The organism is Kaistella sp. CFF1-2, from assembly GCF_059509915.1.
In genome coordinates this window covers 520,799-542,359 of record NZ_JCAKLF010000002.1, presented here as the reverse complement: position 1 = coordinate 542,359, position 21,561 = coordinate 520,799, and the positions used below count along the sequence as shown (strand labels likewise).

At 36.7% G+C, this 21,561-nt stretch carries 23 protein-coding genes; 5 read left to right on the top strand and 18 right to left on the bottom strand.

Translation table 11 applies throughout. From position 1 onward, the window contains the following. Both AC5XHR_RS07635 and AC5XHR_RS07630 read right to left on the bottom strand, forming a co-directional pair. Nucleotides 1–654, bottom strand: coding sequence for a CBS domain-containing protein (locus AC5XHR_RS07635; RefSeq protein WP_495950180.1), 654 nt, complete (start codon nt 652–654; stop codon nt 1–3). 171 nt (nt 655–825) lie between these two features. Continuing rightward, nucleotides 826–1,362, bottom strand: a complete 537-nt coding sequence (locus tag AC5XHR_RS07630; protein WP_495950179.1) for an RNA methyltransferase — start codon at nt 1,360–1,362, stop codon at nt 826–828. Between the two features lie 167 nt (nt 1,363–1,529). Between AC5XHR_RS07630 and mutS the strand changes: the two genes are divergently transcribed. Together mutS and AC5XHR_RS07620 are read left to right on the top strand one after the other, a co-directional pair. Further along, nucleotides 1,530–4,109: a DNA mismatch repair protein MutS gene (mutS, locus tag AC5XHR_RS07625; RefSeq protein WP_495950178.1), complete on the top strand. Its 2,580-nt coding sequence runs from the start codon at nt 1,530–1,532 to the stop codon at nt 4,107–4,109. A 1-nt stretch (nt 4,110) separates the two neighbouring features. Next, nucleotides 4,111–4,503 (top strand): ribosomal maturation YjgA family protein, encoded by a 393-nt coding sequence (locus AC5XHR_RS07620; protein WP_495950177.1) that lies wholly within the window; start codon nt 4,111–4,113, stop codon nt 4,501–4,503. Nucleotides 4,504–4,528: 25 nt separating this feature from the next. Here the strand turns inward: AC5XHR_RS07620 and AC5XHR_RS07615 are convergent, their stop codons facing one another. From AC5XHR_RS07615 to AC5XHR_RS07595, 5 genes are all read right to left on the bottom strand, one after another. Beyond that, entirely contained in the window at nt 4,529–4,849 is a 321-nt protein-coding gene (locus tag AC5XHR_RS07615; RefSeq protein WP_495950176.1) for a bacteriophage spanin2 family protein, read from the bottom strand. A 37-nt stretch (nt 4,850–4,886) separates the two neighbouring features. Further along, nucleotides 4,887–5,813, bottom strand: coding sequence for a YARHG domain-containing protein (locus AC5XHR_RS07610; RefSeq protein ID WP_495950175.1), 927 nt, complete (start codon nt 5,811–5,813; stop codon nt 4,887–4,889). Beyond that, a complete protein-coding gene (locus AC5XHR_RS07605; protein ID WP_495950174.1) occupies nt 5,813–6,373 on the bottom strand; it encodes a DUF2306 domain-containing protein in 561 nt (186 codons plus the stop codon). The genes AC5XHR_RS07610 and AC5XHR_RS07605 overlap by 1 nt, the downstream gene beginning before the upstream one ends. Before the next feature lie 120 nt (nt 6,374–6,493). Then, a complete protein-coding gene (locus AC5XHR_RS07600) occupies nt 6,494–7,300 on the bottom strand; it encodes a M48 family metallopeptidase (RefSeq protein ID WP_495950173.1) in 807 nt (268 codons plus the stop codon). Between the two features lie 69 nt (nt 7,301–7,369). Beyond that, entirely contained in the window at nt 7,370–8,572 is a 1,203-nt protein-coding gene (locus tag AC5XHR_RS07595) for a BaiN/RdsA family NAD(P)/FAD-dependent oxidoreductase (protein ID WP_495950172.1), read from the bottom strand. Nucleotides 8,573–8,664: 92 nt separating this feature from the next. Between AC5XHR_RS07595 and AC5XHR_RS07590 the strand changes: the two genes are divergently transcribed. Both AC5XHR_RS07590 and thiL read left to right on the top strand, forming a co-directional pair. Beyond that, the gene (locus AC5XHR_RS07590; protein WP_495950171.1) at nt 8,665–9,159 is read left to right on the top strand and encodes an acyl-CoA thioesterase; all 495 of its coding nucleotides are present in this window, start codon (nt 8,665–8,667) and stop codon (nt 9,157–9,159) included. A 25-nt stretch (nt 9,160–9,184) separates the two neighbouring features. Next, the gene (gene thiL / locus AC5XHR_RS07585) at nt 9,185–10,246 is read left to right on the top strand and encodes a thiamine-phosphate kinase (protein WP_495950170.1); all 1,062 of its coding nucleotides are present in this window, start codon (nt 9,185–9,187) and stop codon (nt 10,244–10,246) included. On the opposite strand, the gene AC5XHR_RS07580 is transcribed toward thiL, so the two are convergent. From AC5XHR_RS07580 to AC5XHR_RS07540, 9 genes are all read right to left on the bottom strand, one after another. After that, nucleotides 10,243–11,088 (bottom strand): UDP-2,3-diacylglucosamine diphosphatase, encoded by an 846-nt coding sequence (locus AC5XHR_RS07580; RefSeq protein ID WP_495950169.1) that lies wholly within the window; start codon nt 11,086–11,088, stop codon nt 10,243–10,245. The genes thiL and AC5XHR_RS07580 overlap by 4 nt on opposite strands. A 218-nt stretch (nt 11,089–11,306) precedes the next feature. Continuing rightward, the gene (locus AC5XHR_RS07575) at nt 11,307–11,852 is read right to left on the bottom strand and encodes a hypothetical protein (protein ID WP_495950168.1); all 546 of its coding nucleotides are present in this window, start codon (nt 11,850–11,852) and stop codon (nt 11,307–11,309) included. Between the two features lie 2 nt (nt 11,853–11,854). Then, entirely contained in the window at nt 11,855–12,502 is a 648-nt protein-coding gene (locus AC5XHR_RS07570) for a hypothetical protein (RefSeq protein WP_495950167.1), read from the bottom strand. A gap of 57 nt (nt 12,503–12,559) precedes the next feature. Continuing rightward, nucleotides 12,560–13,165, bottom strand: a complete 606-nt coding sequence (locus tag AC5XHR_RS07565) for a hypothetical protein (RefSeq protein ID WP_495950166.1) — start codon at nt 13,163–13,165, stop codon at nt 12,560–12,562. A 43-nt stretch (nt 13,166–13,208) separates the two neighbouring features. After that, nucleotides 13,209–13,715: a lipocalin-like domain-containing protein gene (locus AC5XHR_RS07560; protein ID WP_495950165.1), complete on the bottom strand. Its 507-nt coding sequence runs from the start codon at nt 13,713–13,715 to the stop codon at nt 13,209–13,211. After that, a complete protein-coding gene (locus AC5XHR_RS07555) occupies nt 13,715–14,581 on the bottom strand; it encodes a hypothetical protein (RefSeq protein ID WP_495950164.1) in 867 nt (288 codons plus the stop codon). The genes AC5XHR_RS07560 and AC5XHR_RS07555 overlap by 1 nt, the downstream gene beginning before the upstream one ends. Before the next feature lie 139 nt (nt 14,582–14,720). Next, a complete protein-coding gene (locus tag AC5XHR_RS07550) occupies nt 14,721–15,515 on the bottom strand; it encodes a hypothetical protein (protein ID WP_495950163.1) in 795 nt (264 codons plus the stop codon). Between the two features lie 121 nt (nt 15,516–15,636). Next, nucleotides 15,637–16,443, bottom strand: a complete 807-nt coding sequence (locus AC5XHR_RS07545) for a hypothetical protein (RefSeq protein ID WP_495950162.1) — start codon at nt 16,441–16,443, stop codon at nt 15,637–15,639. Between the two features lie 70 nt (nt 16,444–16,513). Further along, a complete protein-coding gene (locus AC5XHR_RS07540; protein ID WP_495950161.1) occupies nt 16,514–17,266 on the bottom strand; it encodes an alpha/beta fold hydrolase in 753 nt (250 codons plus the stop codon). A 286-nt stretch (nt 17,267–17,552) separates the two neighbouring features. Between AC5XHR_RS07540 and AC5XHR_RS07535 the strand changes: the two genes are divergently transcribed. Then, nucleotides 17,553–19,733 carry a tetratricopeptide repeat-containing sensor histidine kinase gene (locus AC5XHR_RS07535; RefSeq protein ID WP_495950160.1) on the top strand — a complete coding sequence of 727 codons (2,181 nt, stop codon included), beginning with the start codon at nt 17,553–17,555 and terminating at the stop codon, nt 19,731–19,733. Between the two features lie 34 nt (nt 19,734–19,767). Here the strand turns inward: AC5XHR_RS07535 and AC5XHR_RS07530 are convergent, their stop codons facing one another. Together AC5XHR_RS07530 and AC5XHR_RS07525 are read right to left on the bottom strand one after the other, a co-directional pair. Next, nucleotides 19,768–20,481 (bottom strand): LytR/AlgR family response regulator transcription factor, encoded by a 714-nt coding sequence (locus AC5XHR_RS07530; RefSeq protein WP_495950159.1) that lies wholly within the window; start codon nt 20,479–20,481, stop codon nt 19,768–19,770. A gap of 144 nt (nt 20,482–20,625) precedes the next feature. Next, on the bottom strand, nt 20,626–21,528 hold the full coding sequence (locus AC5XHR_RS07525) for a helix-turn-helix domain-containing protein (protein WP_160367560.1): 903 nt from the start codon (nt 21,526–21,528) through the stop codon (nt 20,626–20,628). Between the last annotated feature and the right edge of the window lie 33 nt (nt 21,529–21,561).

Sequence of the window (21,561 nt, the reverse complement as noted above, 5' to 3'; positions counted from 1 at the left end):
TTAAATCTCCAAATATTTCTGAAAAAACCCGAATCTGTCTTTCAACAATTCTTCTTTTTCGTCATCATAAAACTTATGAATAACCGTATATCCGTAACGCTCGAAGGTTTCGTCTATCGAACTTAGATTTTGATTATTAATTTTTAGTGTAATTTCTATCGTATCATCATTAATTGCAGATATATAACAACCATAAATTCTTGCGTTATTAGACTCTACAATTTGGCTGATTTCTGAAAAAGAATAATGTTGATTTTGCGTTTGAATAGTTAATACTGCGCCGTTTTCCGAGAATAAAGGATATTTGGAAAACTCATTAAATACATCGTCACTTGTTAGATAACCAATGTATTTCTCCTGCATACTAATCACCGGAACCACATTGGAATTGAAAATATAGAAAAGCTTAACACTATCCAAAATGCTTCCATCTTCCAGAATAGCAAATTTTTCATAATGCAATTCTAAAGAATCTAAATTTCCTTCGGGACTATCCTCCAAAAAAGATTGGCTCAAAGCACCAACATAAATGCCTTTTTTCTTGATAAAAATATGAGAATATCCAAATTCTTTAGCCACTTCCGAAGCCTCTTCGATAGAATCATTACTGTTGAAAGCGGGATAATCTTTGGATATATAGTCTTTTATAAACATTAGGCTAATTTAAAAAAATATTGAAAAAAGCGTACCTTCAAAAATTAATATGTAAAAAATAATATTAAATTTGGAAACAAGCGAAAAATAAACTTACATTTGTAGCCTTTCATTTTTACTTTTTATTAGATTTATTTCAAACTGCAAAGGCCATTCGGTTTTGCAGTTTTTTTATTTTTGATACAATTTCGTATAAAAATCCCACATGACAATCCCGCCACACACGGAAACATTCAACGAATGTTTTGTTCCATGTTGAGGGAGTTCTATAAACGCATCGCAATCTTTTAGGATTTCATCCGAAACACCTTCCACTTCATTTCCTAAAACAAGCGCATATTTTTTTGTTGGATCTACGTTAAAATCGCCAATCAAAATAGAATCATTGGTTTGTTCAATTCCTAAAACCTCGTATTTCTGCGTTTTTAAATCTAAAACAGCTTCTTTAACCGATTCGTAATAGTTCCACGTTACACTTTCAGTTGCGCCAAGTGCCGCTTTATGAATTTCACGGTGAGGAGGCTGAGGCGTAATCCCGCAAAGGATAATGCGTTCAATTAAAAAAGCATCCGCCGTTCTGAAAACCGCACCAACATTATGCATGCTTCGGATATTATCTAAAACGACGACAACTGGAATTTTTTCCAACGTTTTGAAGGTTTCTACATCTACTCGGCCGAGTTCCTCAAGTTTAAGTTTTTGTGTCAATTGAAAAGCGTTTTGGTTAAACGAATCGTTTCGATAGAAACACGAAGATTCTCTTGCAAAACTACGGATTTAGATTTTCTTAAAGCGGCTTTTTTGACCTTCAATTTTGTGATTTCTATTGGTAAAAGGTTTTCATTTTGTATTTTTGGGCTCCTTATAATTAGATGATGGCAAAGAAAGAGACTCCGTTAATGAAGCAGTACAACAGCATCAAAGCAAAATATCCAGATGCTTTGCTGCTTTTTCGCGTAGGAGATTTCTACGAAACCTTTGGTAGCGATGCCATCCGAGCTTCTCAAATTTTAGGAATTGTCCTTACCAAAAGAGGTTCTGCAGAAGAGCATACGGAATTAGCTGGTTTTCCGCATCATTCTTTGGATTCGTATTTGCCAAAGCTGGTTCGTGCGGGTTTACGAGTGGCTATTTGTGACCAATTGGAAGATCCTAAAATGGTGAAAGGAATCGTAAAACGGGGTGTTACAGAGTTGGTAACGCCTGGCGTAACGTTCAACGATCAGGTTCTTAATTCGAAAAAGAATAATTTTCTCCTATCGATTCATAAGGAAAAGGAAAAGTACGGAATGGCACTTTTGGACATTTCCACAGGTGAGTTTTTGGTGAGCGAAGGAAGTGTTGAGCAATTAACTCATTTGGTGAACACGTTTGACCCGAGCGAAATTATTTTTCAACGAACCGCGATGCTTCCTGAAAATCTGAAGAAGAGAAGTATTTTTAAATTGGAAGATTGGGCTTTTCAGTTCAGTTTTGCAGAAGAAAAATTGACTTCGCATTTCAAGACGAATTCCTTAAAAGGTTTTGGAATTCAAGACATGAAGTTGGCGATTACCGCTGCTGGAGCCATTTTCGCTTATTTAATTGAAGATACACATCATAATTTACTTGCTCACATCACGAAAATTCAACGAATACCGCAGGAGGATTTCCTGATGATGGATCATTTCACATTGCGAAATTTGGAAATCGTGTATCCATCGGCAAAAGATGGAAAATCATTGTTGGGTATTATCGACAAAACCACCACGCCAATGGGTGGAAGATTGTTGCGAAGAAGAACGATACTTCCTTTAAAATCGGTTGCGGAAATCGAAAGACGACTTGCTTTAGTCGAGTTTTTTAATAATGAAGATGATTTAAAATTTGACATTCAAGGCCTGTTGAAATCCATCTCCGATCTTGATCGCTTGATGGGAAAATTAGCAGCCGAAAAGATTTCACCGAAAGAACTCGGTTATCTTCGTCAAAGCTTGGTGAATATTCGTGAAATTAAAGATAAACTTCATCCTAAAACAGATGTTTTGGCTTGGATAAACCCTTTGCACGATCTTTCTGAACTGATTGAATTCTTGCAAGGTCAACTTAATGATGAACTTCCTGTAAGCTTGGCTAAAGGAAATGTTATTCGAGAAAGCGTTGATGTAGAGCTCGATCGTTTACGAAATTTACAAACGAAGGGCAAAGATTATTTGGATGAAATGTGTCAACGTGAAATCGAGCGTACTGGGATTTCTAGTTTAAAAATAAGCTTCAACAATGTTTTTGGATATTATATTGAAGTCCGAAACACGCATAAAGACAAAGTTCCTGATGATTGGATTCGTAAACAGACGTTGGTAAATGCCGAGCGCTATATCACGGAAGAGTTGAAGGAATATGAAAGTCAGATTTTAGGAGCCGAAGAAAAAATTTCGGTTTTAGAATCGCAATTGTATCGAAATGCGTGTGCGCAAGCGATGAATTTCATTGATTTAATTCAAGATAATTCGAAAATCATTGCGCAACTAGACGTTGCTGTTGGTTTTTCAGAATTGGCAGTTTCCGAAAGTTATACGAAACCTATTTTGAACGAAACGTTTGCGATTGATTTGAAAGAAGCTCGACATCCGATTATTGAAAACGCTCTTCCTTTGGGAGAAAAATATATTCCGAATGATATTTATTTGGATAAAGACTCGCAACAAATCATTATGGTTACGGGCCCTAACATGGCGGGTAAGTCGGCTATTTTGAGACAGACTGCGATTATTTGTTTATTGGCTCAAATCGGGAGTTTTGTTCCTGCAAAACATGCAGAAATTGGTGTTTTAGATAAGATTTTCACTCGAGTTGGTGCAACCGATAATATTTCGGCGGGCGAATCGACTTTTATGGTGGAAATGAACGAAGCTGCGAATATTTTGAATAATATTTCGGAACGAAGTTTAATTCTTTTAGACGAAATTGGTCGTGGAACATCAACCTATGACGGCGTTTCAATTGCTTGGGCGATTGCGGAATATTTGCATCAGCATCCAACGCAAGCAAAAACGCTTTTTGCGACGCATTATCACGAGCTGAATGAAATGACAGTTACGTTTGAACGCGTCAAAAATTTCCACGTTTCGATTCAAGAAAATAAAGGAAATATAATCTTTTTGCGAAAATTAGTTCCGGGTGGAAGTGAGCACAGCTTTGGTATTCACGTAGCAAAATTGGCAGGAATGCCTTCTAAAGTGGTAAATCGTGCGAACGAAATCTTGAAAACGTTGGAAGCAACGCGAACGCAAGACGGCGGAAAAGATAAGGTGAAACGAGTAACAGAAGAGAATTTGCAACTTTCGTTTTTTCAATTGGACGATCCTGTTTTGGAGAATATCCGAGAGGAATTAACCAAAATTGACATTGATACATTAACGCCGATTGAAGCGCTAATGAAACTCAACGCGATTAAAAAAATGATTGGTAAGTAAGATGATTTTTAGATTTAACCTTCGCTACTTTTTAGTTGCCTTCGCTTTGTTTTTGGTGGAAGTTCTTATTGCGACTGTTTTCAAAAATTTCTTTATTTTACGGGCTTTTGGTGGCGATGTCATCGTGGTTGTTTTAATTTATTTTTTCTTGATTTCCTTTTTTAAATTTAAAAATCAACCGCTTTTAATATTCGGAATTTTTCTTTTTTCCATTTTAGTTGAGGTTTTGCAATACATCGGAATCGCAGAAATGATGAAGCTAGAACCGGGAAGTGCCGCGCATATCGTCGTTGGAAGTTCTTTTTCGTGGTGGGATATTTTCAGTTATTTTCTAGGTTGTGTTTTTCTATGGATTTTTCACAAAAAATGGACTGAACCTTCGTCCAATCCATGATTTTTTATAAATGCTAATTTCTGCTTTACACAGGAATTAAAATAAATGCTACAATCGCTCCCGCTCCTACTAAAAGGGAATTCAAAAGGTTGAATTTCTTCACTTCGCGAACATCCGATTTGTCGATGACAACTTCTTCTCCAGATTTATTTTTACCATAAATTTTCTGCGCATCCTGGCGCAAAACGGTTATTTTCTGGATTTTGGCATCTTGAGTTTGAATAGTGTATTTCTGATACAATTCCAACGTATTATCTCGCAGCGGACTCGCAGTGGTCGCTACTCGCGTTTGGCAAGAAGCCAAAAGAAGCAGGATCGGAAGTATAAATAAGAGTTTTGGTTTCATTAATTTTTTTTCAAATATACTAAAATCTTATACGTGGTTATCTTCCAAAATAATCATAATTGTCTTCCGCATATTTTATAAAACGATTGAGCAGCGTTACGTTTTCTTTTTCCATAGCACTAAGATCATTGTCAACGTTGGCATACACAGGAACGTACCAGTCGGTTTGCTCGAAAAATCGGCGATAGGTTTCTTTTTTGAATGAATATCCGTGTCTCGCAAAAACCGAGTTTTTAATGATTTCCAAATCCAATTTCTTTAGATTTTTAAGCTGCGCTTCCGTCAGTTTTTGTTTTGAGGCATTAAGTTTAAACACCACATCAGAACCAATTCTATATTTTTCTTCTTCATATTTTTCTTCCTTTCCGGTGTCTGCATCGGTATATTTTTCAGTGAACATTTTAGGATTGTCCCAATCAATCAGTTCGGTATCTTTTGAAAGCATAAAATTTGGATTGTAGGCGAAAACTTTTTTAATGAGTTTTACTTTTTTCGACGGAGCTTTAACGTCCTTGTCATTGTATGCAGCCCATTTTCCGGTTAAACTATCTCCCACCAAATTCACTTGAAAACGTCCATCCGTTTTATCATTACCAGGTTCGTCCAAAACAAAGCTTTTTGTGTCATTATTAAAAATTCCTTGAAACGGGCGTTGGTTTCCATTCACAATGCTGTGTCCGTAAACGCTATCTTTTGTGATTCGGTTGATTTTTAAAGAAATTTTTTTATCGTCAGAATAGGTGTAATACTCATTCGTTTCTTTATCCAAATATTGATAATCACCATAAAAACTACCGGAGTAAATTCCATACAATTCTGGGTGAATGCCGATGTTTTTAATAGAATCTTGAGCCGCTTTTAGTTTTGCGGAATCTTGATTGGAAGAAACCGAAGTGGATTCTTTCTTACAGCTAACCCCGATAAACAAAAGGGACGCCAGAGGAATAATAAATTTTGTATTCATTAGATGATATTTTTTTTAATTAGAAATTCAATAAGTAAAAGATTAGGAATCCAGCCAAGCCAAGCGATTATTTGATAAACATCCATCGGGTTTGGGTGAAATAAATAGACGATAACAACCTTCCAAAAACGCAATGTAATCGCGGATAGTGTTAATGCAAAACTGCGCCACATCCATTGTTTGTGTTCTTTAAAGTTTCTTTTTCGGATTGAAGTATAGGCCTTCCACGTTGTGAAAATCCACAAAAATCCTAGAATGATAAAGGAAAGTTGAGACGACCAACCTCCGTTGGCGTGCCACCCCATATAAATACCTGTTGGAGCGGCAAAAGCTAGAATCCCCAACACATAAATTTTTCCAGAATTTTTATGAAGATTTCGAATTCCAAAATCCTTGCGGATAATCGCAAGAAATCCACTTAGCAAAACAAAAATACTGGTATAAACGTGGATGTAAAAAAGGGGAAGATATTCTCGATGCTTCGTGACTTCTGTTTGTTTTATAGACAGAAATTGAACATCGGATTGTGCTGGAATGTAATTCAGCGTAAGTTTCAACATCAACCAAAAAAAATAGCCGAAAACTCCGAAAAGGAGTATCCTCCAAATTTGATTAAAGTGAATTTTTTTAAGCATTAATCAAATATAAAAAAATAGAGAGTGAAAATCACTCTCTACTAGTTATTTAGTTAATTTGGATTTAGGGAGTTCAACAGTTCCTGGATCTTTCCAAAGTCCATCTTTTGTTGCTCTTTTCTTCACAGCTTCTGCACGTTTTTCACTATCTGGGTGCGAGCTCATCATCTTTTGAAAAGTCGTTGGTTTTTCTTTTGAAAGCAAGGCTAATTTCTTGAAAGCCGTATAGGCGCCCACTACATTGTAGCCATTTTGCTTCATAAAATCATAGGAATATGTATCAGCTTCCGATTCTTGTTTTCTTGAGTGTGACGAGTCTAAAAAAGCATTCGCAAACTCACCAATTTGACTGCTATTCAACTTACTAACTGTATTCGAAGCGGAAGAAGCCGCATCCAAAGCCGCTGCTTTCATGTACGCCGACTTCATTGCATCTTTTGTGTCTTCATTTTTTACGTGACCAATTTCGTGTCCGATGATGGCAAGTAATTCGTCATCCGTCATTATATCCATTAGCGATGAGAAAACACGCACGCTTCCATCAGCGCAAGCAAATGCATTGATGTCTGAAACCAAATAAACTTTGTAATTTAAATTTAGACCATCTTGATTTTTATGCTTTGCGAAAAGCTTGTTAAGACGCACGGTGTAAGGACTTTTGGCAGGAGCAACTTTGTTATTTTTGTCCATATAGTCCACCGCTTCTTTCGATAATGTTTTGGCGTCTTCGTTAGAAAAACTTAAAGCTTTCAATCCTTTCGAAGCGCTTCCGATAGCCTTGTCCAGTTTAAACTGAGCCTGAACCTGTGTTAATCCTACCAATAGTAGAGCCGAGATAAAAAATTTCTTCATTGTACTTTTTTTTTAAAAGTACAAAAAGAATTTAAAAACCGAAGCGACAGATGAAAATAATAACAATTGTTAATTTAGGTCTTGGGCGATTAGGTACGCTTCGCTCCAACATGCTTGAAAATTAAAACCTCCAGTAACCGCATCAATATTCAAAACTTCTCCAGCGATATACACATTGGGAAGGATTTTAGAACGCATGGTTTTGAAATCAATTTCCTTTAAATCAACGCCACCAGCTGTGACAAATTCATCTTTGAATGTTGACTTTCCACTGACTTGAAGTTTCTTTTCACATAAGTTTTCCACCAATAGCGTTAGGCTTTTGGAGCTTAATTGTGAAATTTGCATTTCGGGATTGATTTTAGAAACTTCTAGAATTCGGTTCCAAAAGCGATTTGTAATATCGAATATTTTGCTTTGCCCAAGGGTTTTCTTTGGGTTTTGCTCTTTGAAATCGGTGATTTTCGATTTGGCATCTTCCTTATCTAAATCAATAAAATTAACAAGGATTGAAAAATTGTATTTTTTGTCGGCTAAAGTTCGGGCTTCCCAAGCGGAAATTTTCAAAATCGCAGGACCAGATAAACCCCAATGCGTGATTAAAAGCGGTCCACTTTCTTCGGATTTTAATTCAGGAATGGAAACGGTCGCATTCACGAAGCTTGTTCCAGGCAGGTCTTTCAGCAGTTCATCTTTAATATTAAATGTAAACAAAGACGGAACGGGGCTTACAATTTTGTGACCTAGTTTTTCAATAAGTTGAAGTGATTTCGGTGAACTTCCCGTAGTATAAACTAAAATGTCTGTTACTATAACACCTTGATTGGTGTGGATTTCATAGCCATTTTCAGTCTGCAGAATGTCTTTAACGGAAGTTTTAGTTTTAATAGAAGCCTTGTTGTCTGTTGCACCTTTAACAAGTGTATTAATAATAGTTTGTGATGAATCTGTAACTGGGAAAACGCGATTGTCATTTTCAATTTTTAATTCGACTCCACGATCCGAAAACCAAGCCATAGTATCTCCAGGCTGAAATTTAGTAAAGACACTTAAAAGCTCTTTATTTCCTCTGGGATAAAACTGAACAAGCTCTCTGGGATCAAAACAAGCATGGGTAACATTGCATCTTCCACCACCCGAAATTTTCACTTTTTGTAAAACCTCCGAGTTCTGTTCTAATATACAAACATCGTATTGGTCTGGGTTTAGGTTTGCTGCACAGAAAAATCCAGATGCTCCACCGCCAATAATCGTTACCCTTTTTTTACTCATAAAAGTCCAATTAATTTTGAGGGTTTAAAGGTACAACTTTTCTACCCCACCAATATTCCGTAATTTTGCAACTTCGAATTAAAATAAAATTCATGGCAATATATTTTCATCATTTTGAAGTGCGTTGGGGCGATATCGACGCAAACAGACACTTAGCAAACTCTTCGTATGTGCAGTACTGTGCACAAGCGCGAATGGGATTTATGACCAAACATAAAATGGGTGTTAAGGAACTTAATCGTTGGGGAATTGGTCCCGTGATTATGCACGAGCGCTATTCGTTTTTTAGAGAAATCTATGCAGATCAGGAAGTATATGTAAGTTTAGAAATTGATGGAATGGCGGAAGATGCTAGTATTTATCGATTTGTACATAAATTTTATTTGCCTGATGGGACGCATTGCGCGACCGCTGAAGCTACTGGAGTTTGGATCGATATGATGCTTCGTAAAATGACGACTCCACCAGACGATATTTTAGAAAGTTTACTTCCATATAAAACGGAAAACACGAAGGTTTTAACACGTGAAGATATTAAAGCGCTGCCTTTTAGGCCGACAGATATTAACCCAGACTTGTTTAAATAAAAGCATTTACCCAAAATAGATTGATATGTTTGAAGAAAAAGGACCGGAATTGACACCCATCTCTAAACTTGGAGAAATTGGCTTAATAAAACATTTAACCGAAAATTTTAGTTTAAGCGCTGCTTCTTCTGAACTAGGTATTGGAGATGACGCTGCAATCATTGACTCAAAAGGGAAAAAGGTTGTAGTAACAACTGATGTTTTAGCAGAAGGAGTTCATTTCAATTTGGGCTACGTTCCTTTGAAACATTTAGGCTACAAATCTGTTGTAGTGAATCTTTCTGATGTTGCAGCGATGAATGCAACGCCAACTCAGATTTTGGTTTCGCTAGCAGTTTCTAATCGTTTTCCTGTGGAAGCTTTAGAAGAAATATATGCGGGAATCGCTTTGGCTTGTCAACGTTATCATGTTGATTTAGTTGGAGGTGATACGACAAGCTCTAATGCTGGTCTGGTGATGAGTATTACGGCAATTGGAATTCAAAATGAAGATAAAATCGTTAAAAGAAGTACGGCGAAACCTGGAGATCTCCTTGTAGTAACGGGCGATTTAGGTAGTGCTTATATGGGATTGCAAATTCTAGAACGTGAACATGCGGTTTTCTTAGCCAATCCGAACATGCAGCCCGAAATGGAAGGCTACGATTATATTTTAGAAAAACAATTGAAGCCTGAAGCAAGGACAGATGTTCAAAATACACTAGATGAATTGGGCATTACACCAACTTCTATGATTGATGTTTCTGATGGTTTGGCGTCGGAAGTTTTGCATCTTTCGGATCAGAGTAAAGTGGGATTCCGAGTGTATGAGGAGAAAATCCCAATGGATGAATTAACAATACTTACGGCGGATGAATTTAATTTAAATCCAACGATGGCGGCATTGTCTGGCGGGGAAGATTACGAATTGTTGTTTACGATTGCATCCGAAGATTATGACAAAATAAAAAATCATCCGGATTTCACCATCATTGGGCATGCGGTAGAAGCGGATCAAGGAAATTTTATGGTGTTACGAGGAAGTAACGAACTTTCAAAAATTACATCGCAAGGTTGGGATGCATTTTTGAATCGGGAAGCCGACTAAGCCTTCCCTCCAATGAAACTAGCAAACGCTTTCGGATGGATGAGTTCCTCCATATTAACTGAAATGTCGTTTGCTTCGATTTCGCTTTTCGGATATTTGGTTTCATCATAGTAGTTGAGAGACCAAGTTCCATCCGAATATTCTAGCCACGAAAGATTTTCAATCCAATCACCAGAGTTCAGATAATGAACCGAGCCTTTTTCATTGGTTACGATTCGATCCGATGGTTGATGAATGTGTCCACAAATAACATAGTCATAGTGATTATCGATGGCAAGAGTAATTGCTTTTTCTTCAAAGTCAGCAATAAATTTCACTGCCTTTTTAACCGAGTTTTTAATTTTTTTGGAAAGCGAAACTTTGTTTCTTCCCATCAGTGTTAGTAGCCAATTGATTCCTCTATTAAGCAAAATCAACCAATCATAACCGATTCCGCCAATTTTTGCAATAAATTTTGCACCACCTTTGGTTGTATGATCGAAAATGTCGCCATGAAAAATCCAATGCTTTTTTCCATCGATTTGAAGTAGATATTTATCCGTAAGGAAAAGATTTCCCATCTCAACATCCGTATATTTCCGTAGGAATTCGTCGTGATTTCCCGTGATGTAGATGATTTTCGTTCCGTTTTTCATGAGTTTGAAAAACTCACTAAGAACCGCCATGTGGGAATCTGGAAAATACTTCTTGGAAAACGCCCATCCATCGATAATATCACCATTTAAAATGAGGATTTTTGGGTTGATGGATTTCAAAAAAGCAATCAGTTCTGATGCGTGACAACCGTAGGTTCCCAAATGTACATCCGAAATAACCGTGACTTCTATATCGCGTCTTTCCATAACTTGATTTTCACAAAATTAAAAATTCAACATCAATTGATGTTGAATTTTATTTTAAAGTTTTCAGGAAAAAGCTGTATCGGTTGAATACTAAGCTTTTGTAAAGATTATCAAAAAAGTCAGGTAACGATTTGGTAACGGTGCTTATTGCTTTGCTTTTATACAAATTATATAATAAAAAGAATCACAGCATAAAAACACCTTATACATTATGAGATTCAATATTCACCGACTACATCAGCTATCTTGTAACCATCAGCCGAATGTACAACCAGTATTTTACTTGGGTATTTTGATTGGAATGTTTCGTCTTTTAAGATAACATCAAACAAAAATCCTTTTTGTGTCGTAGAAATAAGGTCACATTTTTCGAATTCTATTTTATCCCAGTCTTGCCCGGAAATCAGAAAACCTGTGCCTATACCTGCTTTCGATGTGTCGAATTTATTTTTCCATTTTTCGTGAAACTGTGTTTCGGTCAGGCTCCCATCTATCTCCAAATCTACGTTGGTAGCATCGGTTTTGTATTCGTAGTATTCTGCTGTTGTCATTTTTTGCATAAAACTATCAAACGAGCCGAGTTCTTCTGTCGCAAAATAGTTAGTGCTATTTTTCACAAGCCATTCTCGTGCTTCATTTGCAATATCATCATTTTGTATTGTAGTTTCTGTGTCCGCAACTTCTGATTTTGCATTTCTTTTTTCTTGTTCTGTACAGGCAAAAATTAAAAATAAGAGACCTGCTGCTACTGTTTTTCTTACCATATTTATTTTTCTAAATGTGCTAAGGAGATCCATGCTCTATTATTGATTCTATTCCCTTCTTTATCGGTCTCAAATAAATTAAAGTAACCTCTATCTGAAGCTACGAGCAACCAATAACCTTCATTGTACTTAAACAACCAGGCATTGGCAGGTATATTTTCGGTAGGATCAGTCATACCCTCGTACGAACTGTAATGTACCAATTTTTGCGGAATGATTTTGTAGGTTTTTGTTATTTTTCCGTTATTAATCAATTGCAAACCATCTTTAAACGAAAAATAAAATGTCTGATGGTCTGCAAATTTGAATGGCGAAACGAGATTGTAGCTATTGAGATATTCAAACTTTTGTTTCTTTTGTGAGAAGCTTTTGATCGGAAAAATTTCTTTTTCCCACAACGTTTCGATCAGCTTGTAGGGTTTGTAGCCTTTGGGTCTTCCGGTGATACCTCCCGTAGCAGATTTGTTTACCTCATTGCAATCTTCATCATAAAAGGTTGAAACATTTATTCGATCCGCTCCTGGCAGTGGAGGCGTTTCGAGGTAATATAAAGTATCGCCCTCTATTTCGGCAAGGTAAAGCCCCAGATAACCCTTGCTTTCGGCAATCTTTTTCTGAAAACAAGATGGTATTCCTTTTTCCTGTGCCATTGCAGTTTTGAATGATAGTGCCGTTATTAAAAAAAATAATGTTTTCATCCTTACTGATCAGTAATTTGTCTGCTGGAATACAAAACTAACGTCACCATAAAGATAACGCAACTCCTCACCATTTTCTGGAAAAGTTGGACCTAGAATATCTCTACTAAACATATAGTTTGCACCAAGCACTGATATGTTACCCGCTTCAATCGGGTATCGAATATCAGATTGCTCTGCTTTCATCCGTTCATAATAACTTCTCGTGTTATTAGCACTGATGATATACGTTTTGGTAGGTAATATTTCTATTGGTTGAATATTTTGAGTGGCTTCAATGTTGGCTTTTACAATTGGAATGGTCACTGTTTTGATAATAGCTCTCGTTTCTGCATCCCAAATGGTAACGGGTATATTGGTCCTATCTCTTGGAATTTTCAGGGTGACAGCATTTATCGTACCCTTCACCTTTGGTTTGAATTTATATCCTATTTCGCCATATGCACCTAATTCGTAATTATTAATTAATTCATCAAAACCAGACTTTTGCAAAAAAGAAGTTAAGGGATTTTCTTGTGAAAATTCTTTGTCATTATCGCTATCATCTTTACTGCACGCTATGGATGCAAGTGTAAGAGCGAGAATAGGAAGAACTATTTTTATCAAATTTTTCATTTTATAAGTTTCTTGTAATTGACAATTGATAGTTGATAATGAATTACTTTTTCAAATGAAAGACAAGCGGACTGCTGATGTCCATTTCTACCTGTCCGTTGCTTTTCTGCGCGATGAGCTTTTGATAGACTTGCGAATCTATTGTGAGGGTCATCGTATTGCCGTCAAGGGTGAATGTCATTTGCTGTTCTTCGCCCTCGGTATTGTCAAAGATAATGGTATTGCCTTTTACTTTGTAACCGCCAATTTGGTCTTGTGGCGTGTTTGGAAGAGTAAGGAAGCAAATTCCGTTGGTAAATTCATAGGTTCCTCCTTTCCATATCGGGTTAAAATCAATTTCCATTCCCGGATTGCTTTTGCCTGACGGGTAGATTTTTACCGGTCCGCCTGAAACGTTTGTAATCTGCCATTTGCCGTTGATGTCGGCTTCTTCTGCGGCTTTTTCGACAGTTGTAGTTTGTTCAGTCGCTGTGTCTGATTGTTCTGTTTTCTGGCTTTCTCCGCAAGAAAATAGCGATAACACTAAACCAATGATGATATATTTCTTCATTATTTCAATACTTTTATTTTATCAACTTTTTTGTTTTCCAACACTTTCGGGTTGATTTTAAGATTTGTTTTCGGTTCCCGATAGGTAAATTTCCAAGTGTTGAGATAGGTGCCATTTTTCACGCTACTTTCCTTCAGATAGGTGTATAAACTTTTTGTATTAGAAAAAGTGTAGATTTTCCCATTTTCGCGAGGGTCGGTGATGCTTTTCAGAGGCTGTGGCATAATACACTGTAAAAAGCCACTGCTGTAGAAATCGGTGTTGTAATATTCCATTGCCATATAAGTCGTTAGCGTAATTGGCTTTAGCATATGTTCAATTCCGTTTTTTCCCTTGTCATAGGTAAATAGAAAGGCATCGCCACCAACAAGATGCTCTGTGATTTTGTACCCATCTACTTTTAGTTTATTCGTTCGTCCTTTTTTATCTTTCCAAGTGTAAGTACCTTTGTCATAATACAGTTCAAAAGCATCTCGTTCTTGTCCACTGCGAACTATTTTAGACAATTCACCAAGTTTATTATAGGTAAAATCTGCTTTTACATAATTATTATTCTTAAAAATGACGGTGATGCTGCTTACTCTTTCATTCGACCCGAATACATATTCTTGTGTGGCATAGCTGTATTTAAAGGTATAATCATCTGTGTTTGATTTGATTTCGGTCAGCCGTCCTTCTCTGTCATAGGAATATGTAATCGTTTTGCTGGATATAGTTTTGCCATTCTCCTTTTTTACAAAGCTGACTTTATCGGGCACTTCTTTGGGTGCATTTTTGATGGCTTCTTGTACATTTACAACCTGTGCTGAAAGCGTGTGAAAAGCCAATAGGCATAATGTGCTTAATATTATGATAGTCGTTTTCATTTTATGAGATACAAATAATTTGAGATTGCCACGGGTGTACAGATATTACTTTTTTTTCTTGATTTTTTTATCATCTGTGTATCCTGAAAATTAGAACAAGTACTGTGGCTTTTTATTATTATTGTCCACTGTCAATTGATTAATTATTCACTTCATACACACCAATATCGCCAACGGATCTAAAGCCAATATTATCCATGGTGTTGATTAGCAGCAAATCTTTGTCTTTGTGCTGTCCTTTCCAGCCGTTGCCTTTTGGTATTATTACAAACAAGTTGTAGTATTGTGCAGATCCGCCGTCTCGTCCTTGCCAATCATTATTATTGCTTTTATAGTATGTCCAGGTCATTTCTACATTAATAGGCACAGCATTTTCTTTCCAACGCCATTTGTTATCACTATTTCTGAAACGATAATAGCCAGTACCTGTTAGATTTTTGTAAGATGTGTTGTCGTAGGATGCTTGCGTTCGTTTTACCAATTGTATGTGTTGTGTATCAAACATATTACTTATATAATAGGTACTATTGTCATTATGGCGGGATTTTAGGACTACGATTTGCCCGGATGCGTCTCGGGTAAAATCATAATATCCAAAGACCGTCTTTATAGAGGTGATACCAGTACTTGCATCATAAGTTGTTTGTGATTGAGTATTATTTGTTACGAAAGCATATCTTATGGCCGTACTAAAATGATTTGTAGTCACATTTCTGTTTACAGATGCTGTTATCAATATTGGCTTGTCTCCATGTTCAGCAGAAGCTGATGCTTTGGGCAGATATTCTTCGACTATAATATAGTTCTCAAGTTCCTCTGCCGTGATTTCCTTGGCAACTTGTTCAGGTTGCGGTGGGTCATCATCTTTACTACACGCGGTAAACAACAGCGTAAATGCGAGGATTGCGAATGTTAGTTTTGTTAGCTTTTTCATTTTTTTCTTTTTTAATGTGTTATTTGTCAGAACCTTGATTAGCTTGATGTGATTTCCTTGATTTTTTCTTTCCAAACCCTGTTCACCTTTTAATCTTACCAATCATAGTTCAGACTTTTTTTTAATTATTCACTTCATAAATACCAATATCGCCAACGGCTCTATAAGAACCATTACCCATACCCATAGTGCTGATCAGCAACAAATCTTTGTCTTTGTGTTCTCCTTTCCAACCGTTGCCTTTAGGAAGTGCGATAAAAAGATTTTTATACTGTGCCGTTCCGTTGTCTGTTCCACGCCAAATATTATTATTGACTCGCGAATATGACCAGGTTAATTCTGGATAAGTAGGTGCGGCATTTTCTTTCCAACGCCATTTGTTTTCATAAACTCTAAAACGATAATATCCACTACCTGTTACATTTTTGTAAGATGCATTGTCATAGATGGAATGCGTTCGTTTTACCAATTGTATGTATTGCGAGTCAAAATATTTACTTATAGCCCAAACACTATTTTCGGTATAACGTGATTTTACGACCACAATTTGTCCGGATGCATCTCGGGTCAAATCATAATATCCGAAGGTTGTACGCATAGAAGTAATACCTGTATTTGCATCATAAGTTAGTTTTAAAAAATCGTCTCCAAAACCGCCCATGGCATCTTGACTATCTACATAATACGAGTTAAAGTTAACTGCTTTTCCTATAGATGTCGTTAGCAATATCGGCTTGTCTCCTCTTGTGGCCTGTTCTGATGCTTTGGGCAGATATTCTTCGACTATAATATAGTTCTCAAGTTCCTCTGCCGTGATTTCCTTGGCAACTTGTTCAGGTTGCGGTGTGTCGTCGTCACTTTTGCTACACGCTGTAAACAACAGCGTAAATGCGAAGAGGATGAATGTAAGTTTTGTTATTTTTTTCATTTCTAATTAGTTTAAAGGTTAAATTTGGAAGCAGAAATATCATTTTTGCTTTTTAACTCCCCATTTTCAATTAAAACCAGCTATCTATATTGTTTACTATAAAATCTTTGTATTGATTAGCGTTTGTGCAATGTCCAGATCCCGGAATGATAAGCGTTTTGCTTTTATCCTTCACATCCGGATTAACGTTCTCTTGCAAACCGTTTACAAAAGTTTCGGCATCGGGTGTCTGTACCGCATCGTCAACCTTATTATTCATAAACAGTACAGGATAAAGTATTCCTCTGCCTTTCCAATAATCGCCACCGGCACATTCGAGAATAACGCCTTTTATACCTTCTATGGGATAGCTGTTATTTTGTGGGTTTGCAGGAAGAACAGCACCATGCAGGCGATTTCCTCCTCGTGACAATCCGCCCAGCACCACTTTATTTCTTGCAATACCAAAAGCTGCAGTTTCTTTGGTAATAATCTGTTCCATATCTTCTTTGAACCCTGCATAATATTCCGAATTGGTTCTGTATGTAGTGGTAATTGCCACATATCCTTTATCTGCCAAAGCGGCACATTGAGCATTCAACGTGGCATCATTTTCATTGCCGCCATCACCTACAGCAAGGATGATAATACCTTTACGGGTACTAGATTGGTTAGTTTCCTTATAGAAAACCTTGTAGGCCGCACCGTTTGTTGTGCCTGCTTTGGTTTTTACATCGCTGTTTACCGGCATTTCCGGTTCGTTGTTATCATCGCTTGAGCAATTGGATAATAAGAACAGAAAGCTCATTAAAAACAATATGTTCAACAGTTTACATTTTTTCATAATCTCATTTTTTACCGTTAAAAAATAATTGAAAAATAGAAAAACGAGCAATCAGAAAATAGCATAAAATCGCAAATTAGAATTTCGATGTTATTATTCTTTTCAACGCTCCATTCTCCATTTTCAATTCATATTATATGACAAATGAAACAAGAAAATCAAAGCAAATTTGTCCAAATGAGTAAAGCGCAAAACTGAATGAGTGAGTAATCGTGTTCAACAAGGGAAGATTTAGATTATATATTGAATATTTACTATTTTTACCTGAAACATAAACATTTAGCCAATGCCATCTTTTTATAAGCTTATTCTTATTATTGCATTCAGTAGTCTTTCCTTGTCTGCCTTGGCTCAGGAAAATAACCTTGATGCGCTAATAAATAATTATACATCACAAAAGACATCTTCTACATCCAGCAGCGAACTGATTTCGGCATTGGAGAAAAATATACTTGCCGATCCTGCCGGAGCCACTTCCAAAATAGATCGTCTTATATTGGCAGCTCAACGCAAAAATGATAACAGCATAACAGTAAGTCTTTCGCGTCTAAAAGGAGCATCATTATTCTATCAAGGAAAATTTGTACAAGCAGAAAAAGTTACACAAAAGGCTTACGAATTGGCAAAAAAATACAATGTACAGTCGCAAATGCCCCGTATTCTGGCAACAAAAGGCAATGCGCAGATTATGCAATCTAAACTACCCGAAGCATTAGAAACACAGAACCAAGGACTGAAAATCGCAGAATCGCTCAAAGACGAGCCAACAATCCATTTGATAAAAAATAATCTTGTTGCTATTTATCTGCAAATGAATGATTTTGATCTTGCAAAACATCATCTGGAAGATAACATTCGCTTTTTTAGCAAAATACCGGCTATGGCAAATGTTTTGGCTACAAACTATAATAATCTGGCACTGGTTTATGAGAAACAAAAGAACTACAAAAAATCGAACGAACTTCTGCACAAAGCATTGGCGCAAAATGGGGTTGAAGCGAATAAAACATTGCTCTCGCAGATATACAACAATCTGGGTAGCGGGTACAACAATCTGAACGAAAACGATTCTGCCTTTTATTATTTCAGCAAAGCGTACGAGGTAACGACAGAAACTAAAAACACAAAAAGTCAAGCCGTTAGTAAAATAGGTTTGTCAGATTTTTATTTCAAAACCAAGAACTACCGCGAAGCAGAAAAACTGGCATCAGAAGCTTATTCTACAGGGAAAGAGGTGAAATCTATCGACGTGCAGAAAGAAAGTGCCGACCAGCTCATGAAAATTTACAATTACCTGCATCAACCGGATAACGCACAAAAATATTATCAAATCAGCAAACTGTTGACAGATAGCATATCTAATCAGGATAATACCCGAAAGCTGACACGATTGCAAATGCAGTATGATTTTGATAAAAAAGAAGAGCAATACAAGCACCAGCAAATTGTACATAACCTGAATTTGCAGCAACAACTCTTGTTGAATGAGCTTAATCAAAACGAATTAGCCAAAACGCAGCAAGAACAAAAATTACAATCAGCCGAACTGGAAAACCAAAAATTGCAAAACGCTGAAAACACCCAAAAACTAAAAATAACTACTCAGGAAAAAGCATTGGCAGAGAATAAGAATAAAAGTCTGCAACAAGAGAATGAATTGGCCACACTTAAGCTAAAACAATTCTGGCTGTACGGATTCATTGGAATACTCGTTGCCGGATTGCTGTTTTTTCTTTGGTGGAATAAAAACCGTTTGCAACAGCTGAAAACAGAAAATAAATTGAAAGAAAAAGAAGCTGAAGAACTACTTCAAAAAAATAAGGTAACAGAAAGCGAGCTGAAAGCTATTCGTTCGCAGATGAATCCGCATTTTATTTTTAATGTTCTTAATTCTATAGAGGCATATATTGTAGAGAGCGAACCCGAAAAGGCGCGTTCACTGGTACAAAAATTTGCAAAGCTAAGCCGTATGATCTTGGAAAACTCGACACAGCCGCTTTCTACACTGGAAAGCGAATGGAAGGTCAACAAAATCTACACCGATATTGAGCATATTCGTTTTGGCAAACATTTCGATTACCGCTTTGAGGTCGAAAAAGGACTGGATCTACGCCAGTATCTCATTCCTCCAATGATGTTACAGCCCCTCATAGAAAATGCTATACTTCACGGTTTGCGATACGAACGGGAGCTGGGAGCATCTTTACTTGTTACGGCAACAGAAACCGACAAGCACATCGAAATAAAAGTGATAGATAACGGAGCAGGATTGGGCAACGCTAAAGTGAAAACACCGGGATACAAAAATAAATCATTTGGACTGTCCTCTATAAAAGATCGCATCGAGATTCTGAATAGCGATTATCCTGATACGCAAGCCTCGTTTGAAATTATTGACCGTGCCACTTTAGGGGAAAAAGGTTGTATTTCTTTGCTGCGTCTACCAAAAATTGAAGAAAGAAAGTAGGATTAAACGTTACGGAATATTAGAATGCGAAAGTTTACGCCAGTTTTTCAAGTAGCATTGCTTTTTTTGTAGAAGAAACTTCAATTTCTGCACCATTTGCAAGTTCCAAAACATCGCCTTTTCGGAATTTTACAACATATTCCAAATTGACAATCGCACTGCGGTTGACCCTAAAAAAACAGTCTTCTGAAAGTATCGTTTCGTATTCTTTCAGCGTTTTCGAAACAATAATCTTATTTCCAGAAACGACATGGAAAATACTGTAATTGCTCATGGCTTCAACGGTGATAATATCGCTTTTTTTGATGTAATAAATTCCTTCGGCGGTAGCTAAAGACAGTTTCCCGTTGTCTTTCTTGTTGTTTTGCTGTATGTTAGCTTTTTTGCTGATTTTTTCTTCAAGCTTGTTGATGGCTGCTTCCAATTCTTCGGGATCAACAGGCTTCATCAGGTAATCCAACGCATCGTTGCGAAGAGCATCCAGTACATAGGCATCGTAAGCAGTTACGAAAATAACCTCAAAATTAAATTGCCCCAAGAGCTCCAAAAATTGAAAGCCGTTGATTTTGGGCATCTCAATATCCAGAAAAAGAACATCAATATCTAAATTTTTAATAATAGTCAAAGCTTTTTCGGGTTCATTGAAAATGGCTACAACCTCTAATTTGTCTGAAAAATTTGCAAGCTTATGGTTTAAAAGAGAAGTTCCCTTTTCTTCATCGTCTAATATTATTGCCTTTATAATCATTGTGAAAATTATTTGTTCATACAAATTCCGAATGAAAAGTATTTCTTCAAAAATACGGTAAAATACACTTCAAAAATATTAAATTGAGTGTGCTGTCCTATAAAATGATTGAATGTGTATAATGAATAAGGGAAACGATAAATACTAATGTTCTGGACTAATGTAATGCAAAATCTGATATAGGGAAGCATTCCGGTAACGTTTCATTTGTTCGGCATCGGTTTCAAAACCTTCTTCTATGGCTTTCTTCAGGGGATTGAACAAAGCTTCCCATTTTCTACGGTCTTTTGGAACAGCTCCGGTAAACTGTTTAAATTCACGGATAAAATGGTTTTGATCAAAATAATCAAACTGGTGTACAATATCTGACCAACCTGCATTGGGATTTTCTCCCAAAAAATTTTGAACGGCAGTAAACCTGGCAACACGTCCGAATAATTTGGGGTTAACACCTATAATTTCCGTAAAATGGTTGGTTAGCCCAGAATGTGACATATCCACTTTTTTGCAAATTTCCTTTATCGGCACATTCCCAGATTTTTCTGTAATTTCCCGGCTGACTTTAATGATACGTTCGTCAGTTGTTTTTGACCGTTTTTGCAGTTCGGCAATCAGAAATTTTTCCAAAATCCGCATGCAGTACTCATCATCGTGCAAATGAGCTTCCAAATCGGGCAACAAATCTTTTAATGCCGGAAATAATTCGGTAGCATCTACGGTGATATTATGAAACTGTGATTGTTCTAGTCCAAAAACGGAGTAAGCTCCCCAAGGTAGAAAATCGATATTTATAATTCGGATGTTCTCATTAGATGTATAAAGCACGGATTTGGAATGCTGTCCTGCAAAAGCTATTCTGTAATTAACGGTATTGCCTGTGAAATAATCTGTTACTAAAGGATTTTGGTTTAGAAACAAAGTAAGCGAGGTGGCATTATCAGGTAAAAATTTTGTTTTTGAAAGCTCGTTTACAGAAAGCTCTGCGTAGGCGAACATCAATATATAATTTTTAAGTAAAGTATCCGATTCGTAGAATTTGACCTGCATTATGTTCCATTTTTTTCATTTCCGACATGGATT

Coding starts and splice junctions, on each gene's coding strand:
- AC5XHR_RS07635 (WP_495950180.1), bottom strand. CDS start 654: ATGTTTATAAAAGACTATATATCCAAAGATTATCCCGCTTTCAACAGT.
- mutS (WP_495950178.1), top strand. CDS start 1,530: ATGGCAAAGAAAGAGACTCCGTTAATGAAGCAGTACAACAGCATCAAA.
- AC5XHR_RS07620 (WP_495950177.1), top strand. CDS start 4,111: ATGATTTTTAGATTTAACCTTCGCTACTTTTTAGTTGCCTTCGCTTTG.
- AC5XHR_RS07615 (WP_495950176.1), bottom strand. CDS start 4,849: ATGAAACCAAAACTCTTATTTATACTTCCGATCCTGCTTCTTTTGGCT.
- AC5XHR_RS07610 (WP_495950175.1), bottom strand. CDS start 5,813: ATGAATACAAAATTTATTATTCCTCTGGCGTCCCTTTTGTTTATCGGG.
- AC5XHR_RS07605 (WP_495950174.1), bottom strand. CDS start 6,373: ATGTTGAAACTTACGCTGAATTACATTCCAGCACAATCCGATGTTCAA.
- AC5XHR_RS07600 (WP_495950173.1), bottom strand. CDS start 7,300: ATGAAGAAATTTTTTATCTCGGCTCTACTATTGGTAGGATTAACACAG.
- AC5XHR_RS07595 (WP_495950172.1), bottom strand. CDS start 8,572: ATGAGTAAAAAAAGGGTAACGATTATTGGCGGTGGAGCATCTGGATTT.
- AC5XHR_RS07590 (WP_495950171.1), top strand. CDS start 8,665: ATGGCAATATATTTTCATCATTTTGAAGTGCGTTGGGGCGATATCGAC.
- thiL (WP_495950170.1), top strand. CDS start 9,185: ATGTTTGAAGAAAAAGGACCGGAATTGACACCCATCTCTAAACTTGGA.
- AC5XHR_RS07580 (WP_495950169.1), bottom strand. CDS start 11,088: ATGGAAAGACGCGATATAGAAGTCACGGTTATTTCGGATGTACATTTG.
- AC5XHR_RS07575 (WP_495950168.1), bottom strand. CDS start 11,852: ATGGTAAGAAAAACAGTAGCAGCAGGTCTCTTATTTTTAATTTTTGCC.
- AC5XHR_RS07570 (WP_495950167.1), bottom strand. CDS start 12,502: ATGGCACAGGAAAAAGGAATACCATCTTGTTTTCAGAAAAAGATTGCC.
- AC5XHR_RS07565 (WP_495950166.1), bottom strand. CDS start 13,165: ATGAAAAATTTGATAAAAATAGTTCTTCCTATTCTCGCTCTTACACTT.
- AC5XHR_RS07560 (WP_495950165.1), bottom strand. CDS start 13,715: ATGAAGAAATATATCATCATTGGTTTAGTGTTATCGCTATTTTCTTGC.
- AC5XHR_RS07555 (WP_495950164.1), bottom strand. CDS start 14,581: ATGAAAACGACTATCATAATATTAAGCACATTATGCCTATTGGCTTTT.
- AC5XHR_RS07550 (WP_495950163.1), bottom strand. CDS start 15,515: ATGAAAAAGCTAACAAAACTAACATTCGCAATCCTCGCATTTACGCTG.
- AC5XHR_RS07545 (WP_495950162.1), bottom strand. CDS start 16,443: ATGAAAAAAATAACAAAACTTACATTCATCCTCTTCGCATTTACGCTG.
- AC5XHR_RS07540 (WP_495950161.1), bottom strand. CDS start 17,266: ATGAAAAAATGTAAACTGTTGAACATATTGTTTTTAATGAGCTTTCTG.
- AC5XHR_RS07535 (WP_495950160.1), top strand. CDS start 17,553: ATGCCATCTTTTTATAAGCTTATTCTTATTATTGCATTCAGTAGTCTT.
- AC5XHR_RS07530 (WP_495950159.1), bottom strand. CDS start 20,481: ATGATTATAAAGGCAATAATATTAGACGATGAAGAAAAGGGAACTTCT.
- AC5XHR_RS07525 (WP_160367560.1), bottom strand. CDS start 21,528: ATGCAGGTCAAATTCTACGAATCGGATACTTTACTTAAAAATTATATA.